Source organism: Paracoccus aurantiacus (assembly GCF_007993065.1).
Lineage (GTDB): Bacteria > Pseudomonadota > Alphaproteobacteria > Rhodobacterales > Rhodobacteraceae > Paracoccus > Paracoccus aurantiacus.
Genome location: NZ_VOPL01000015.1, coordinates 1 through 14,886, shown reverse-complemented (window position 1 = coordinate 14,886; position 14,886 = coordinate 1). Strand labels below are relative to the sequence as shown.

Here is a 14,886-nt window from a genome sequence, read left to right as displayed (position 1 = left end):
CGAAATTCAGCACCGAAGCAGCGAAGGTCGGCTTTCCGGCACTCCTGCAACACGCTGCGCCCTAGCATGGTGGACATTTAGCACCAGCCAATGTGTTATTATGCAGCGCTCGCTAGCATTAGGCAATTGCTGCCTTCCGACGAGAAACAGTCAAAGGTTGTTCGATGAGTGGATTATGGCAGATCCTGCTGCTCTCGCTTTTGCCGGGGCTTGGCAATTTCGTTGGCGGGCTGGCGGCTGAATTTGGGCCGAATTCGCCGCGGGCGTTGAACTGGGCGCTGCATGCGGCCTCGGGCATCGTGATTGCGATTGTCGCGGTGGAGCTGATGCCCGAAGCGGTTGCCGTGCTGGAAGGCTGGTGGATCGCTGCGGGTTTCGCGGCGGGCGCCATCGCGTATATCCTGATCGACACCTTCGTCGAAAGCCGTCAGGCAGAGAGCGAGGGATCCGGCACATCCGGCATGTGGATGATCTATGTCGCGGTGGCGGTCGATCTGGCAAGCGACGGGCTGATGCTGGGATCGGGTGCCGCGCTGTCATGGGGGCTGGCGTTGACGCTGGCGCTCGGGCAGGTGCTGGCCGATCTGCCCGAAGGTTACGCCGTGATCGCCAATTTCCGTGCCAAGGGCGTGCCGCGCGGGCGGCGGATCTGGCTGTCGGCCTCTTTCATCCTGTTCTCGGTGGGGGCGGCGCTGCTGGCCTATCTGCTGCTGCGCAATGCGCCCGAGGCGATCAAGATGGTCGCGCTAACCTTTGTCGCGGGCCTGCTGACAGTCGCCGCCATCGAGGAAATGCTGGGCGAGGCGCATGAGGCCGACGAGGACAGTCAGGCCTCGATCAGCGCCTTTGCGGGCGGCTTTGTGCTGTTTACTCTTGTGTCCGGCGGGATCGAGGCGATGATCGGCGGTGGCTGAGCCTATAACCGCACGAACCGATGGTCCATTTCCCGGCCAATTACGCTGATTCATTGCCCCGCCTTCATAGAACCCCAAATCTTGGCAAAAGGCAGGCCACCGCTGGCTGATGCGAGGCTTTCCGGCAACCTACGATTCGGACCTCGCTTGTCCTCGGACCAGAAAGTCCTCGAACGCCTGCAATGTGCGCCGCGAGACGTGATGCTCGATCCCCTCGGCATCAAGTTCCGCATGTTCGGGCGGGACGCCAAGGGCAATAAGCAGATCAACGACGGTTCGGTGGCGGGATCGCACGCGGTCCGCCAGCCTCGCGCCCTCATCGGTCAGAAAGACGCCGCGGTAAGGGCGCGCGGTCGCCAGCCCCTCGCGCTTGAGGCGGGCGACCGTCTTGGTCGCCGTGGGGTGGGCCACCCCCATCCGTTCCGCCAGATCGGCGACGCGCGCCTCGCCATGCGCGGCGATCAGATCGCCGATAAGCTCGACATAATCTTCCAGAAGCGCCCGGGACTGCACCTCGCGGGCGCGCGCGAACCGGCTGGCCTGCTGCGAGGGTGGAATTTGCGTGTGAACCGGTTTGGGATCGGGCATCTGGTCTTCCTCGGCTTTCCTTCGGCCCATTCTGATGGCTATTCCGTGCCGGAAACACTTTGAAGCCGAGGGTAATCTTTTTCATTCGGGAAACCAACCTCTTCCGCCAGCATTGCTCGGACTTCGTTTCAAAATAAACCCTCTTGCCATTGATGTAGCCGTGGCTATATTTTTCAGCATAGGCAAGAGGGCTTGGAATGATCGGCTCAGAGCGCATCAGACAAGGTATGTCCAGGGTCCTGTCGGGGGAACGTCGCGGTTTTTCTGGCCGGCTTCTGTTCGTGGGCCCGGCGGTGATCGCCTCGATCGCCTATATGGACCCGGGCAATTACGCCACGAATATCCAGGCCGGGGCCGGATATGGCTATCAGCTTTTGTGGGTCGTTCTGCTTGCCAACCTGATCGCGATGCTGTTTCAGGCCCTGTCGGCGCGGCTGGGGATCGTGACGGGCAGGAACCTGGCCGAAATGTCGCGCGACAATTTTCCGAAACCGGTCGTCTGGGGCATGTGGGTCGTCAGCGAGGTCGCGGCCATGGCGACGGATCTGGCCGAGTTTCTTGGCGGGGCCATCGGGCTGGCGCTTCTGTTCGACCTGCCGCTGATCTGGGGCATGGCGGTGACGGCGGTGGTCACATATGGCATCCTGATCTTCGAGCGCCGGGGTTTTCGCACGATGGAGCTGATCATCGGAACGATGGTCGCAATCATCGCGCTTTGCTATCTTGTCGAATTGCTGATCGCGCCGGTCGATTGGACGTCTGCCGCCACCGGGCTGACCACCCCCGCATTGCCCGATGCCGCCGCGCTGACCATCGCGGTCGGCATCATCGGCGCCACCGTCATGCCGCATGCGATCTTTCTGCATTCGGGGCTGACCCAGGGGCGCGTCGCGGTCCGCCACGAAGAAGATCGCCGCAAGGTGCTGCGCTATTCCAATATCGAGGTCGTCGTCGCCCTTGCCATTGCGGGCATGGTCAATATGGCGATGGTGATGATGGCGGCCAGCGCCTTTCATCAGGGATACAGCGATGTATCCGAGATCGAGACCGCCTATTACATGCTGACGCCCCTGCTGGGGGCCGCGGCCGCCTCGGTCTTTCTGGTGTCGCTGATCACGTCCGGGATCTCCAGCTCTGTCGTGGGGACGATGGCGGGGCAGATGATCATGCAGGGTTTCCTGCATTTCCGGGTGCCGATCTGGCTGCGCAGGCTGGTGACGATGCTCCCGGCTTTCGGTGTCGTCGCCCTGGGCTATAACGCGACGGATGCGCTGGTCCTGTCCCAGGTGGTACTGTCGATCGCGCTGCCTGTCCCGATGATCGCACTGATCATTTTCACCTCCCGGCGGGACATCATGGGCGCATATGTGACCGGGCCCGTGGTGCGGCTGCTTGCCCTCGTCGGCGCGACCGCCGTGCTGGGCCTCAACTTCGTGCTTCTGGCCCAGACCTTCGGCGTGCCGATTGCGTTTTTGCAGGGCTGAAGGGCGTTGCCAAGTTGATCCACTTCTCCTTCTCGGATAACGCGGCGTCATGACGTTTCCGACCTCGATGCCAAGCTTGAAAGGCTTTCGCTTCCCCCGCGAGATCATCTCCTATGCTGTCTGGGCCTACCACCGGTTTGCCCTCAGCGCGGCGGATGTTGAGGACCTGCTCGCCGAGCGCTGTGTCGTCGTCAGCCGCGAGGGAATTCGTCTCTGGGTGAACCGCTTCGGCCTCCAGTTCGCGGCGTGCATCCGGCGCGATCGTCCCCGTCCGCCCGACAAAAGGCATATGGATGAGGTCGTCATCCCGATCAACGGTGTGAAACACTGACTGTGGCGGGCCTTCGATGATCCGCCTTCCGCCGGACCTGCAGGTCGGGAAAGAGTGATTTTGCCCCGACCCCGAAGGTCAGCTTGTTCTGTTTTCTGTCCCCGCCATGCCGCGGCGCCGCAAGTCCGCTTCCCGCCCATCCAGCAAAAAGTCTCGCGATCGCGGCACAGATCGGACCGCTTCGGCGAATGACGGGAATGTCCCGCACCGCTGACCTTGGGGCCCTGGACTATGCTGCGCGGTGCCATGAAGGTCCGGTATGGGGAAGCCGCGCTGCGGCAATGGTGATCCTGGCCAATGACCGGTGTGGGCCGACAGCGATCGCATCGCGCTGGAAATTTTAATCGGAAAATGGACTCGCAGCGAAACTCCTTGGTCCTACAATTCCGCTGATCCACGTCGGTGCGGGTGTCCATTTGGCACGGCGCCGGTGTTTGCACGTCGCCCTCGGGCTATCTCACCCGTTCCACAAGCCAAGATTGGACACGCAATGCCGCCCCGATAGCCGGAACCCACAATCAGATGGCCGCCCGTTAGGCCGAAGATCCGGACTGCGCTGCCAGATGCGAGCTTGCACTGAGACTTGATCATCTATATACCATCCATATGGATGGAGTAAGATATGGCGGACATACACCGCCTGCCCGACCGGCAGGCCGACCCGGAAAAGATCACGATCAACCTCGGTCATGTCGACCTCGGCCGCATCGACCTGCTCGTGCGCGAGGGTGTCTACGCGAACCGGACGGACTTCATCCGCACGGCCATTCGCGCGCAGCTTCGCGAAGAGACCGAGACCGTCGAGCGGTCGGTTGCCCGTCATCAGCTTGAGCTCGGTCTCTTTGACCTGACGCGAGAGGCGCTCGAGGCGGTCGTCGCACAAGGCGAAGCCTTGCACCTCAAGGTGCTGGGCCTCGCGCGGATCGCCTCCGATGTCTCGCCGGAGCTGGCGGTGCGTGCCATCGGCTCAATCCAGGTCCTAGGCGCTTTGCAGGCGCCCAAGGACGTCAAGGCGGCCCTTAAGGACCGCATCACCTGATACCCCCGTCCGGACCCTTCTGTTCGGTCTCACAGGAGACGACCCATGACCCGACCCTTCCACACGGCTTTTCGCCGGCGCTTCACGCATGCCCGGACGCAACCGATCGACGTCAACCAGGTCATCAACGATGCACTGTCGCAGGCCGGCCTGTCCGGTGGCCAGGCCCCGCGCATGCCATCCTTCGATCTGCCGGGCCTGGGTGATCTGGCCAATGGGCTGAACCTCTCCGGTCGGCCTGACGCCACACCACCCCTTCCGGAAGGGAGTACATGGGCGCTGCGCCGCCATGAAAGCCCTGCGGGATCGCGGGATTACCGCCTGTTCGTTCCAGCCGGAGGCGCATCGGAAGGGTTGCTCGTCATGCTGCACGGCTGCACGCAAACTCCGGAGGATTTTGCCCGGGGCACGCGCATGAACCAAGCCGCCGCCAAGGCCGGTCTTGCAGTTGCCTGGCCGCAGCAGGGCCCCGCGCACAACCCGCAATCCTGCTGGAACTGGTTCCGCCCCGAGGACCAGCAGCGCGAAGGCGGCGAACCCGCCTTGCTGGCTGCGCTGACGCAAGAGGTCTTGGCCGACCTCAATCTGCCGCATGGGAGGTCCGCCGTGGCGGGTCTCTCTGCCGGGGGTGCGATGGCGGCCATTCTCGCGGTGACGCACCCGGATGTCTTCGTGGCTGCAGGCGTGCATTCAGGACTGCCTGCCGGGGCCGCGCGGGACATGGGCTCTGCCTTCGCTGCGATGCGCGGCGGCGCCCGGGTCGCCCAGGGGGACGGCGCGCCGCTCATCGTGCTGCACGGCACCGCGGATGCCACAGTCTCCGTTGCGAACGCCGAAGCGCTGGTGCCCCCCGGAGGCTTCGAGACCGCACATGACGACGGCGGACGCAGTTGGACCCGTCGCGTGGCTCCCTCCGGCTCGGAGCTCTGGCGCGTGGACGGCGCGGGCCACGCCTGGTTCGGCGGCGACCGCGCCGGTTCCTACGCCGACCCGGCAGGTCCCGATGCCTCTACGGAGATTATCCGCTTCGTCTGCGCACAGATGCGCTGATCGGAGTGCCGCCCCGGCGGACGGCACACACAGACAAACGGCCGTCCGCGACGAGATCGCCTCAGACCATCCCACAGGCCCGACGGCCAGCCTCGGCGCCCTTGGCCACCACGGCAGACCTCGGGCCTGTGGAAATGCTGCGGCGAGGATGGAAGGCAGCTTCGGTGACGCCGCGCTGCGGCGGCAGTTGCCCGGTTGAAGGTCCGCAGAGGGCCGGTCGTGTCATCCGGCCCCGATGGAGTGGCCAGGCGGCACGCCGCAGTGCCGCATGACCGGTTCGAGCCCTTTTTGACGAATGCTGCCGAGCGACTGGACGGCCGCTTCGGCAAGAAAGCGGTCGTTCGATCAAGAACTGAAGCGTTCTATGGCACCGTTCTACAGCCAGTATCTTTGTTGTGCCGTTTCTGCGACAACGGCCTGAATACAGACTTGGAGATAGGCTCGGCACTTGGTCTCACAACTACAGATGGTCTCGACCGTTGACCTGTACTACATCTGCCAAATGGTGGACGGCGTCACCCGGGAACCCGGGACATACCTTCGAAACGTCGAGGATATATTTGGCGACATGTCGTCATCCAGTCTTGTGCGGAAGTATCCAAAGTGGACTTGTTTCCACGTCTTTATAGAAGAACTGATCTCAAGCGTGATCTTTGAGGACGCCAAAAACTTCAGCAGCAGGCCGGGCAATTACTGGATCGATCATATGCTTCGCTCAAATCGTATTGGCCAATTGACGGTGCGTCGCCCGGAATTTTGCCAATTCGATGGATATGATTATCTGGACGCCCTCCAGCAGGAAGACCTGATTGCCGAGTTGTGTGAGACAGTATCGAAACAAGTCTTTCACGTCTTGTTTGCAAATCGTGGGACCATGTCCGCCTTCGGTCATATGGTGAGCGGCTACGTTCTGCATACGTCCCCTTCCTTCATACCAGAGGCCTTCAACAACACCGGTCACCTGACCAGAGCTTCTATCCCGGCTTGGGCGAAGAGCGCCGTTTTTCACAGGGACAAGGGTAGGTGCGTTTTATGCCAGACGGACCTGACCAAGCTTTTCAGCCAACAGTCGCAAATCCATTACGACCATATTATGCCATTGGCTCTTGGAGGGATGAACTGTGTAACGAATCTTCAACTGACTTGCTCCAATTGTAACCTCGACAAGGGCGCAAGGTCGGCAGCCACGTCACGGGAATATGAGGCTTGGTATGACTACTGACCTGCCCACACTAGACGCAGCCGATAAGTCAGCTACTGTTCGGAAAACTCATGGACAGCGTGGGAGCGTATTCGCTAGAGAAGAAAGAAAAAATGTGTTGGAGGTGTTGAGCGGGCATGAGCAAGAGTAGGAAAGTAAAGCCCCTCGGGGAGGTCGTTGATCTTTTTTGCGGCGTTGGGGCCCTCAGCCACGGTCTAAAACAAGCTGGGTTCGAGATAAAGGCGGGCTACGACACTGACGCTCGGTGCAAATTCGCTTTCGAGACCAACAATGGGGCAACCTTCCACGCACGCGACGTCTCCAAACTAACCGCGAATGAGGTCAGCGCACACTTCACGGGAGACTTTCCGAAAGTTCTTGCGGGTTGTGCCCCCTGCCAGCCTTTTTCCACCTACAAGCAAAGGTATGATGAAGACCCTCAATGGGGATTGGTCGAGGACTTCGCAAAGTTGGCGGTCCAAGTCGCACCAGATTTCGTGACGATGGAGAATGTCCCCGCCCTTGAGCGCTACAAAGATGGCAAGGTATTTCAACGGTTCGTTGATACACTAAAGCATGGGGGCTACTCCGTCGAGTGGACGATCGCGCGCTGCGAGGAATTCGGCGTTCCGCAGCGGCGTCGGCGGCTCGTTTTGATTGCTGCCAAGGATCGTTCCGCAGTCCCTTTGAATACAGGAAAAACTGCGGCGGTTTCGGTTATGGAGGCGATTGGGCGTCTCCCGAAGTTGGCAGCTGGCGAGGCCGACCCGAATGATCGTCTGCACGTTGCCAGTTCCCTCTCTGACTTGAACTTGCGTAGGATTAAGGCTTCCAAGCCAGGCGGGACTTGGCGTGACTGGCCGATTGAACTCCGTGCCGCGTGTCACAGAAAGCTGAGTGGCAAGACCTATTCTGGCGTCTACGCCCGAATGACTTGGGACAATCCCTCTCCGACCATGACGACGCAGTGCTACGGATACGGCAACGGTCGCTTTGGGCATCCAGATCAGGACAGAGCGATCTCACTTCGTGAGGCAGCCATATTACAGTCTTTCCCGCCCGACTATCAGTTTCTCCCTAAAGAAGAGGCGCCCTCAATGAAAGAGGTTGGTCGTTGGATAGGGAATGCCGTACCGGTTAAGCTGGGCGAAGCGATTGGTAAAGAGATTGCACAGATTCATTACGGAGATGAGCTAATTGACCGAGAATGATGATTTCCGCTTTGAGATCTCTTTGAGTGTTCTCAATCACCTTGGCCGCAACCTATATCGAAATTTCATTACGGTACTTGGCGAGGCTATATCCAACTCTTGGGACGCTGAGGCTAAGAACGTTTGGATCACAATTGACAAGGTGAACTCTTCGTTCATAATTATGGATGATGGGAATGGAATGACCGCCGAGGAATTTCAAGGAAAATTTCTCAAAGTCGGCTATTCAAAGCGCAAGGACGGTACTTACAAGACTGGATCCGACAGACCCTACATCGGCGCTAAGGGGATTGGAAAGCTGGCATTGCTGTCTTGTGCGGACAAAGTCTCAGTGTTCTCAAAGACAAAAGATACCGATTACGTTGGCGGTGTGATCGACAATAGTGGCCTTGATGCAGCGATCACAAGTGACATGACGCCTGATCAGTACCCACTTGAGGACCTGGACTTCTCTCTAATTGACGGCCTCACCCATGATCACGAGCATGGGACCATCATCTACTTCGAAAATACCAAAGAGCACATCCGAAACTCGATCGCTCACCTGCGGAAGTTGATAGCGATGACTTTCAGGTTTTCGGTGATTGACGAGAACTTCAAAATCCACGTTAACGGCGATCCGGTCAGTGTCGAAGACCTGAAAGATCTGGCTGGCAACACCGAATTCTGCTGGGTCATTAATGGCTACTGTGACGAATTCATCAAGAAGTTCACTGGAAAGGCCGCCGAGCCAATCGCGCTTACGACAACGCTAAATGTTTCTGGCTTCTTGGCCACTGTGAAGTTGCCAAGGCACCTAAAAATTGATGGCACCGACCAGCGAGCCACCGTCGACCTTTTCGTGAACGGTCGTCTGCGTGAGAAAAATATAATCCGACACATCCCGACGCAGAGAATTCTCGAGAGCTACTTGTACGGTCAGCTTCACTTTAACGACATGGATGCACCCGGTCGAGATCCCTTCACGAGCAGCCGGGAGGGGATCGTCGAGGACGACGAAAACTTTCAGTCGCTCCTTGATTATCTCAAGCACACGGTCTTGCCACACATTCTTGATGAGTGGGATAAGCTCCGCTTGGATCGCGGTAAGGAAGGTGATGATGAGAACACCGGCCGCGCAACCAAGAAGCAGCGGACGGTAAAAAGTCTCTACTCCCAAGCAAAGAACGAATACAAGCCTGAGAATGATGATCCCAACAGCGATCAAGTTGATACATGGCTGGAAGAGCTTGCGCCGGACGCGGAGTTCAACATTTCAGCATACGTGGATTGTTTCCTTTCCGAGAATCTTGTGCGGAAATACATGACGGTCAAGGGTGTCGCCCTGTCCAAGCCTTCAGAAACGGAGGTCGCAACCTGGCGCCAGCGTGAACAGGATCGCAAAGGCGAAGCCAATATCAGCTTCACCATTCGTAAGGACAATGACGACTTGAGCTATCTCGGCATGGATCACATGGCTAAATCGATTGAAGGTAATGGCGATGGCGGAAAAAACGCGTCCTTGGTGAAGGACGCGGTCAACTATAAACCAGTGCGCAACGCCGTCGGGCACACCGGCCTTTTGACGGACAACGCGAAGACACACCTCTCAATGACTTTTGAGAACATCAAAGGACGCATCCGGAACCTCCTGCAGAGCTAGGCCTGGCTGGCTGTCTAATTTGCACCTGCGGCGAATTTCTCCTTTGACAGACTGCACCGAGGAGGCGATCGACTCCGGTCGATGGCAGATTTGGGCCGTTCGAAAACATTAGAATACTTTGCAAATACCCAATTCTATCCCGCACCGGAAATGAGAGTGTGGGCTCGCGCGATCACCTGCATCGCCTGCTTCAGTTGGTCTAGATCGAGCAAGTTGATTAGGACTCCGCCCTGATAGGAGGCGTTCACCACGAAACTGTAGTTCGCCGTGTCCTGCACCGTCTCGTCTCGCCCGTCCACCTCGTTGTAGTCGATCCCGATCAGGAGCCCGAGGCCGCGCTTGCGCGGGATCACCTCGAGGAAGAAGTCCGGATCGTGGTAGCTGACCGACTTGGCCTCAGCCATCTCGATCACCTCCGGGAAGTCGGCCTTGATCCTGTCCCTGAGGGCGTTGAATAGCGCCTTGGCCTCGTCGGTCATCACGACCTTGTCGAGGCAGCGGCTCGCGGCGCGCGCCTTGAGCTCCTCCTTCTCCATCTCCCGGATCATCTTAGTGTCCGCGTCGAGCCGGGGCCAGACTGTCAGGGCGCGGGCGGCGAGGCGCGCGCCGCGGGCGCTCATCTCCGCTTCCGTCCAGACGGGCGCATCGCGGACGTCCTGGTTGAGCCGGACCGAGCTTTGACGGAACCCGTGCTCGATCATCTGCTTCTCCGCGAGGGGCTTGTCGCTGTAGGTGCTGTTGTAGCCGGTCAGGGTAAGGTTCCCGAGCCGGTGCAGCCAGCTCTGGCGCACCCCCTGCCATCCCTCCCCGAGCATGACGCGCCAGGCCTCCGGCATCTTCTCGTTCTGAGGCATGATGTGCTCGATGGAGTAGCCGCCGGTGTCGCTCTGCTCCTTGCTGTCGCGGTTCTCGAGCCCGTCGAGGACGTGCTTGCAGACCCGCTTGTGGTAGAGGTCCCCCTCCAGGAGGGCTCGCTCGAATTCCTCATCTTCCGGGAAGGCGTAGGCGGCCGGCATTCGGGCGAAAGCCGCCTTTAGCGAGGCGAGCGGCTGCGCGTCATCGATCCGGTAGGCGAGCTTGGCGAACTCGAGCCCGTAGCCGCGGCTCTGGCCCCCAATCACGGCGCGGCGCAACAGGTAGCTCTCGATCAGGCGGACCGCCTCGAGGAGTTCCGGCTCGCTTAGTGTCTGCTGAACCTCGTGGGCCTCGAGAAGTCGCATGATCAGGATCGCAGGGACGTCGGCGAGGTGACGCAGCTGCGAGAAGGCGCGGGCCCGCTCGTCCGGCCCGGACCCGACGGCAAAGGCGGCGTATTGGCGCGCGCGCCGCAACAGGTCCGTGAGCAGTGCCTCAAGCGCCTCCGGATCGTGACCGATCCCGCCGAAGGCGCGGCGGAAGGCGGCGTAGACGAGGTCCGACCGCTCCAGCTTGGCAGGCTGGCTACGCAGCGCCAAGTAGTCCCGGATGAAGTTCGAGAAGACCCGGTCATTGCCTCGGAACAGGTCCTCGATCTTGCCCCAGTAGTCCCGGTAGAGCCGAGTCTGCGCCTTCTCGGTTAGGCTCATCAGGATGAAGTTCCGGATCAAGTCCGACGCGCTCAGGCTGACCCCGGTGGAGTTTAGGCTCTCGAAGATCAGTTGCGGGTCGTCTATCCCCCGCTCAAGCGTCACGTCGACCAGCATCAGCCGGTTGATCCCGGCGTAGACCCGTTCCGGATCCGCTTCCTTCAGAAGGTCCCGGAAGAGCTCGAAATTGTCCCGCAGGTTCACGGAGGGGGTTTCCGGGACCGGGGTTCCGGCGATGATCGCTTGGAGGGTCTCGTTGTCATGGCGCCGTAGCTGAAGCTTGAAGCCCTTCTCCCCCTCCTCCAGCGGATTGCGTAGGAAGTAGGCTTCGATCTTTCTCGCGACCGGGCCGTTCTCGCTCCCCGCCCATTTCGTCTCGGTGATGTGGTCGCGCAGCGCCGCCATCAGGAGCGTGAGCGTGGTCATCCGCTGCTGCCCGTCGATCAGGAGCCAGCGAGAGAAGCCGGCGTTGCTGTCCCCGGATTGGATGTAGACCACAGAGCCGATGAAATGCCCCCTCTCCCCGGGCGCCGTCGCGATCAGCATGATGTCCTTCCAAAGCTGGCGGCAGTTCTCCTCCGTCCAGCTGTAGTCGCGCTGGAAGACCGGGATCACGAACTGCGACGCCCCGTTGATGATTTTCGGGAAGAAGACGTGCTGGGCTTTCATCGGATCTCCATTAAAATCACTGTTCATTGATCAATTGAACGTTCAGCGTGACCATGCGGCGCGAACCGCCGGATTTGGCGTTGATCAAGGCGATCTGGTCTTTGCATCGGTTTCCGTAGCTTTGGAGCCCATTTCTTCGCGAAATATTCTAACTTGTCGAGGATGCAGTCGATCCTGGCGTCCTTGACTCGGCTGTGGCCGATGTGGCCCATCTGCTGGAACAAACACGATACCGCATCGCCAGTCCTCGATCTGCCGGTCCGGACCGGGCGAGCTTGTCGTCCTTAGCGCCCTTAGCCTGTTGGCGTTGCTTCCCGCAACATGAACGGCCGATTGCGGGAACGCTGCGCCGCGGCATAGGGCTTATCTGACCGGCAGCTAAGGGCCGGGCGTGCCATGTCGCTCTGCCAGGATGGTCACACGGCCTGCCGCACCGCCGCATGACCGCATCGAGCCCTTCCACGACATTCGTGGCGAGGTTCCGGCACCAACCTGCGGTCCCGGAACCCCTTCGCTTTATATCGTCAGACCGCAGGCCTTCCGGATCGCGACCTGGACTGGCGACGGTGCAAGCTTCGGATCGAATTCCATGCTGGGCACCAGCGGCGGCTGAGCCATGAAGCGCGGCTCGGTCCCATGATGCGGCTGCGCCGCATGAACCACGAAGGGATGGCACAGGTAGACCGTCCCAGGCGCGCCAGTCGCAAGAGCGATCTCGCACTCTTGCGTGGAAGCGTAGCCCTCGGCCGAAAGCTGCCGGAGCGTAGCACCGGCCTGGCCGTATGGCAGAAGCTCGCGGGCGATAGTGGCGTGCGAGCCCTTCCGTATCCGCGTGGGAGCATCGTCAGGACCGACATCCGAGAACAGGAAGAGCATCAGGAGTGCCCTTCCGCTACTCGTGACGTTCGCCCGCCATTCCATGAAGTCGGGGTTCTCGGTCCCGAAGCTCACGTCGACATGCCATCCATCATCCCCGGCGCTTTCGTTCGACGGAAAGCGGATCGGGAAGGTTCCGAGCCCCTGAGGGGCCAGCCACCGGCCTTCACCGACGAGAGTGTCATAGGCGGCATGCAGACGCGGCGTATTGGCGGCAGCCACGAAGGGCGTCGAAGATTTCGAGCCGATACGAACGACCGGTTCGGTCCAGGTCTCTGGCCGATTTGGGGAGAGGCCCATGTCGGCCCACAACTCGTTCCGACAATCCTGGGCGAGGTCGCGGCTGAAGGCATCGTCCACCTTCACGAAGCCGTCGTTGATGAAGCTTTGGACCTGATCCGAGGTCAGGCCAGTTCCTTGGGGAATGGACATTTCACGTCCTCCTTATCGGCTTTCGCGATGCGAAGCCGTTGCGATTCAATAAGCGCCGGAGCGCCTGCGACGCGGGTCGCTCAGAATCGCGGGAAGAAGGTGGACGTAAACATCATGGGCCTTTGGCTATTCCTGCTACTCCGATAGGTCAAGGTCGGCGTTCCCAATACCACCGCGAGGTGACGGCCGATTGAGCACCTTCATTGCTGAACCAAGCGTCCGCTTCCGTCCGCATTGCTGACCTTGAAGCCCTGAACGATGCTGCACGGTGCCACGAAGGTCAGGTATGGGGAAGCCGCGCTGCGGCGATGGCCACTCTGGCGAACGGCAGCTCTGGGCCGAAGACGTCGATACAGTGGCGGCTCCCTCATGATGGAGCTACCGCGCCGCCGCATGTCAGGTCGGAGCCTACAATGACCGACGCTGCGCTCCGAATGCCGGCTCTGGCAAAACCGCTTTTCGGCTGTGACTTTTGCACTCCCCTCGCAAAGGGTAGTTCTCTGACTGATGGAGGATGCCAGACATGACGCTCACCGCAGAAGCCGCGCTTGTTCGCTCAGTCGTTCACTATCTTGGCCAAGCAGAGCACTTGTTGGCTAAACTAGAATGCGAACCCGAAGCCAAGGCGCTCTTGGCCATCCAACTCGCTCCTGACAGCTTCGACACAGGGTTCCATCTTGCTGTTGCGATCCAGTTCGCTGCCCGAGCGCTGTGTCAGCCTGTAGGCGCCGATATCCCTGAAATCGAAGAGCCTTGCAGCCTTACGTCTTTGCGCAATCTGCATTCGGCTGTTGCCGAGGCCATCGTTAAGGCACCGAGGCCGGACTGGACGGTGAACGTGAAGCACACGGCAGGGGAGGCGCAACTTGAGCAGTCCTCCGCCGACTACGTCGCGCGCTTCGCACTGCCAAACATGCTGTTCCATCTGACCATGGCATACGCTGGACTGCGGCACGGCGGCGTCAGGCTTGGTAAAGCTGATTTTGATGGGCAGCACGAATACTGAGTTGAACTTGCTTTGTTTCGGTTCGGCGATCGGAAAGCTGACATCGCGGTATGTGCAGTGAAAGTCCGTTGTGTCCGCCCTGCCGACCCTCATTTTCCGAGAGTGCTACGCGATGGACGAATGACCGGTCTGGTGAAGCTGCACCGCGGCGGTCGGCCAGGGACTGAACGGCAGGTTAGGGCCGCCAGTGACGGCGGCCCGGTCCATTAGATTTCAACACTTTCGGAGATGGCAAGCGCGTCTTCTAGGTCCACGCCCAGATACCGGACCGTGCTGTCCATCTTGGTGTGTCCCAGAAGAAGCGGCTCTTCCATCCAGCGCGACAGCGATTTCCGCGTTCCTTCCGTGATCTCAAACCTGACCGGCCGTTGGGTCTTGCTTTGAATGATCGATGCACGTTCCTTGACCTGGCCGGAAGCGTAGACGTCGACGACCTTTAGTTTCACCAAGTCGCAGCCACGGAGCTTGCTGTCGACGGCCAAGTTGAAGAGGGCAAGGTCGCGATGGTTCCCGGCGATCTCTAGGCGAACGCGGATGGCCCAGACATGTTTCGGCAAAAGTGGGCGTTTCTGACCTATCAGGCGCCCCTTGTTCCAGGCAGGGCGGCAAGCGCGGATGGCAGGTAAGTTGGCAGTAGGCATGTTCTGTCCTCCAACCTCCTCGCCCAGCCTCGACACCAACCTCATGTTGGTGACACAGTATACCACATCAAGCCAGCCCACCGCGAAGGTCTGCTCCGAGCCCAATTTCAGCTTTCCGCGCTGAACGAAACGCCCCTCCGGGCAAGCCGGGGCGGTTCAAATTGTGAAAAGTTTCGTTGAGTGTAAGAGTGAGGGGGAACGGAAGGGCGCCAACTGATGCTAATTGAAACCCGGACA

12 protein-coding genes and 1 pseudogene are annotated in these 14,886 nt (G+C 60.0%); 9 read left to right on the top strand and 4 right to left on the bottom strand.

What is annotated here, in order from left to right; genetic code table 11:
* Positions 1-164: 164 nt before the first annotated feature.
* Complete coding sequence (locus FQV27_RS18225) at positions 165-914, top strand: ZIP family metal transporter (RefSeq protein WP_147101377.1); 750 nt, start codon at positions 165-167, stop codon at positions 912-914.
* Positions 915-1,043: 129 nt separating this feature from the next.
* Here the strand turns inward: FQV27_RS18225 and mntR are convergent, their stop codons facing one another.
* Entirely contained in the window at positions 1,044-1,502 is a 459-nt protein-coding gene (gene mntR, locus FQV27_RS18220; RefSeq protein ID WP_147101374.1) for a manganese-binding transcriptional regulator MntR, read from the bottom strand.
* Positions 1,503-1,729: 227 nt separating this feature from the next.
* Here mntR and FQV27_RS18215 point away from each other — a divergent pair, with 227 nt between their 5' ends.
* From FQV27_RS18215 to FQV27_RS18185, 7 genes and pseudogenes are all read left to right on the top strand, one after another.
* Positions 1,730-2,986 carry an Nramp family divalent metal transporter gene (locus tag FQV27_RS18215; protein ID WP_377768851.1) on the top strand — a complete coding sequence of 419 codons (1,257 nt, stop codon included), beginning with the start codon at positions 1,730-1,732 and terminating at the stop codon, positions 2,984-2,986.
* A 49-nt stretch (positions 2,987-3,035) separates the two neighbouring features.
* Positions 3,036-3,401, top strand: a pseudogene (locus tag FQV27_RS18210) (IS6 family transposase); the annotation flags it as partial.
* A 538-nt stretch (positions 3,402-3,939) separates the two neighbouring features.
* Entirely contained in the window at positions 3,940-4,356 is a 417-nt protein-coding gene (locus FQV27_RS18205) for a CopG family transcriptional regulator (RefSeq protein ID WP_147101368.1), read from the top strand.
* Positions 4,357-4,401: 45 nt separating this feature from the next.
* Positions 4,402-5,406 carry an extracellular catalytic domain type 1 short-chain-length polyhydroxyalkanoate depolymerase gene (locus FQV27_RS18200; protein WP_147101365.1) on the top strand — a complete coding sequence of 335 codons (1,005 nt, stop codon included), beginning with the start codon at positions 4,402-4,404 and terminating at the stop codon, positions 5,404-5,406.
* Positions 5,407-5,872: 466 nt separating this feature from the next.
* On the top strand, positions 5,873-6,628 hold the full coding sequence (locus FQV27_RS18195) for an HNH endonuclease (protein WP_147101361.1): 756 nt from the start codon (positions 5,873-5,875) through the stop codon (positions 6,626-6,628).
* 116 nt (positions 6,629-6,744) lie between these two features.
* Positions 6,745-7,818 (top strand): DNA cytosine methyltransferase, encoded by a 1,074-nt coding sequence (locus FQV27_RS18190; RefSeq protein WP_147101358.1) that lies wholly within the window; start codon positions 6,745-6,747, stop codon positions 7,816-7,818.
* Positions 7,805-9,460: an ATP-binding protein gene (locus tag FQV27_RS18185; protein ID WP_147101355.1), complete on the top strand. Its 1,656-nt coding sequence runs from the start codon at positions 7,805-7,807 to the stop codon at positions 9,458-9,460. Before FQV27_RS18190 ends, FQV27_RS18185 begins: the two co-directional genes overlap by 14 nt.
* 134 nt (positions 9,461-9,594) lie before the next feature.
* Here FQV27_RS18185 and FQV27_RS18180 read toward each other — a convergent pair whose 3' ends face one another.
* On the bottom strand, positions 9,595-11,694 hold the full coding sequence (locus FQV27_RS18180; RefSeq protein WP_186827382.1) for a DUF262 domain-containing protein: 2,100 nt from the start codon (positions 11,692-11,694) through the stop codon (positions 9,595-9,597).
* Between the two features lie 516 nt (positions 11,695-12,210).
* Entirely contained in the window at positions 12,211-13,002 is a 792-nt protein-coding gene (locus FQV27_RS18175; RefSeq protein WP_147101349.1) for a phytanoyl-CoA dioxygenase family protein, read from the bottom strand.
* 523 nt (positions 13,003-13,525) lie between these two features.
* On the opposite strand from FQV27_RS18175, the gene FQV27_RS18170 reads away from it, so the two are divergent.
* Entirely contained in the window at positions 13,526-14,008 is a 483-nt protein-coding gene (locus FQV27_RS18170) for a DUF1993 family protein (RefSeq protein WP_186827381.1), read from the top strand.
* Positions 14,009-14,214: 206 nt separating this feature from the next.
* Here FQV27_RS18170 and FQV27_RS18165 read toward each other — a convergent pair whose 3' ends face one another.
* Positions 14,215-14,649 carry a site-specific integrase gene (locus tag FQV27_RS18165; protein WP_147101343.1) on the bottom strand — a complete coding sequence of 145 codons (435 nt, stop codon included), beginning with the start codon at positions 14,647-14,649 and terminating at the stop codon, positions 14,215-14,217.
* Positions 14,650-14,886: the final 237 nt, after the last annotated feature.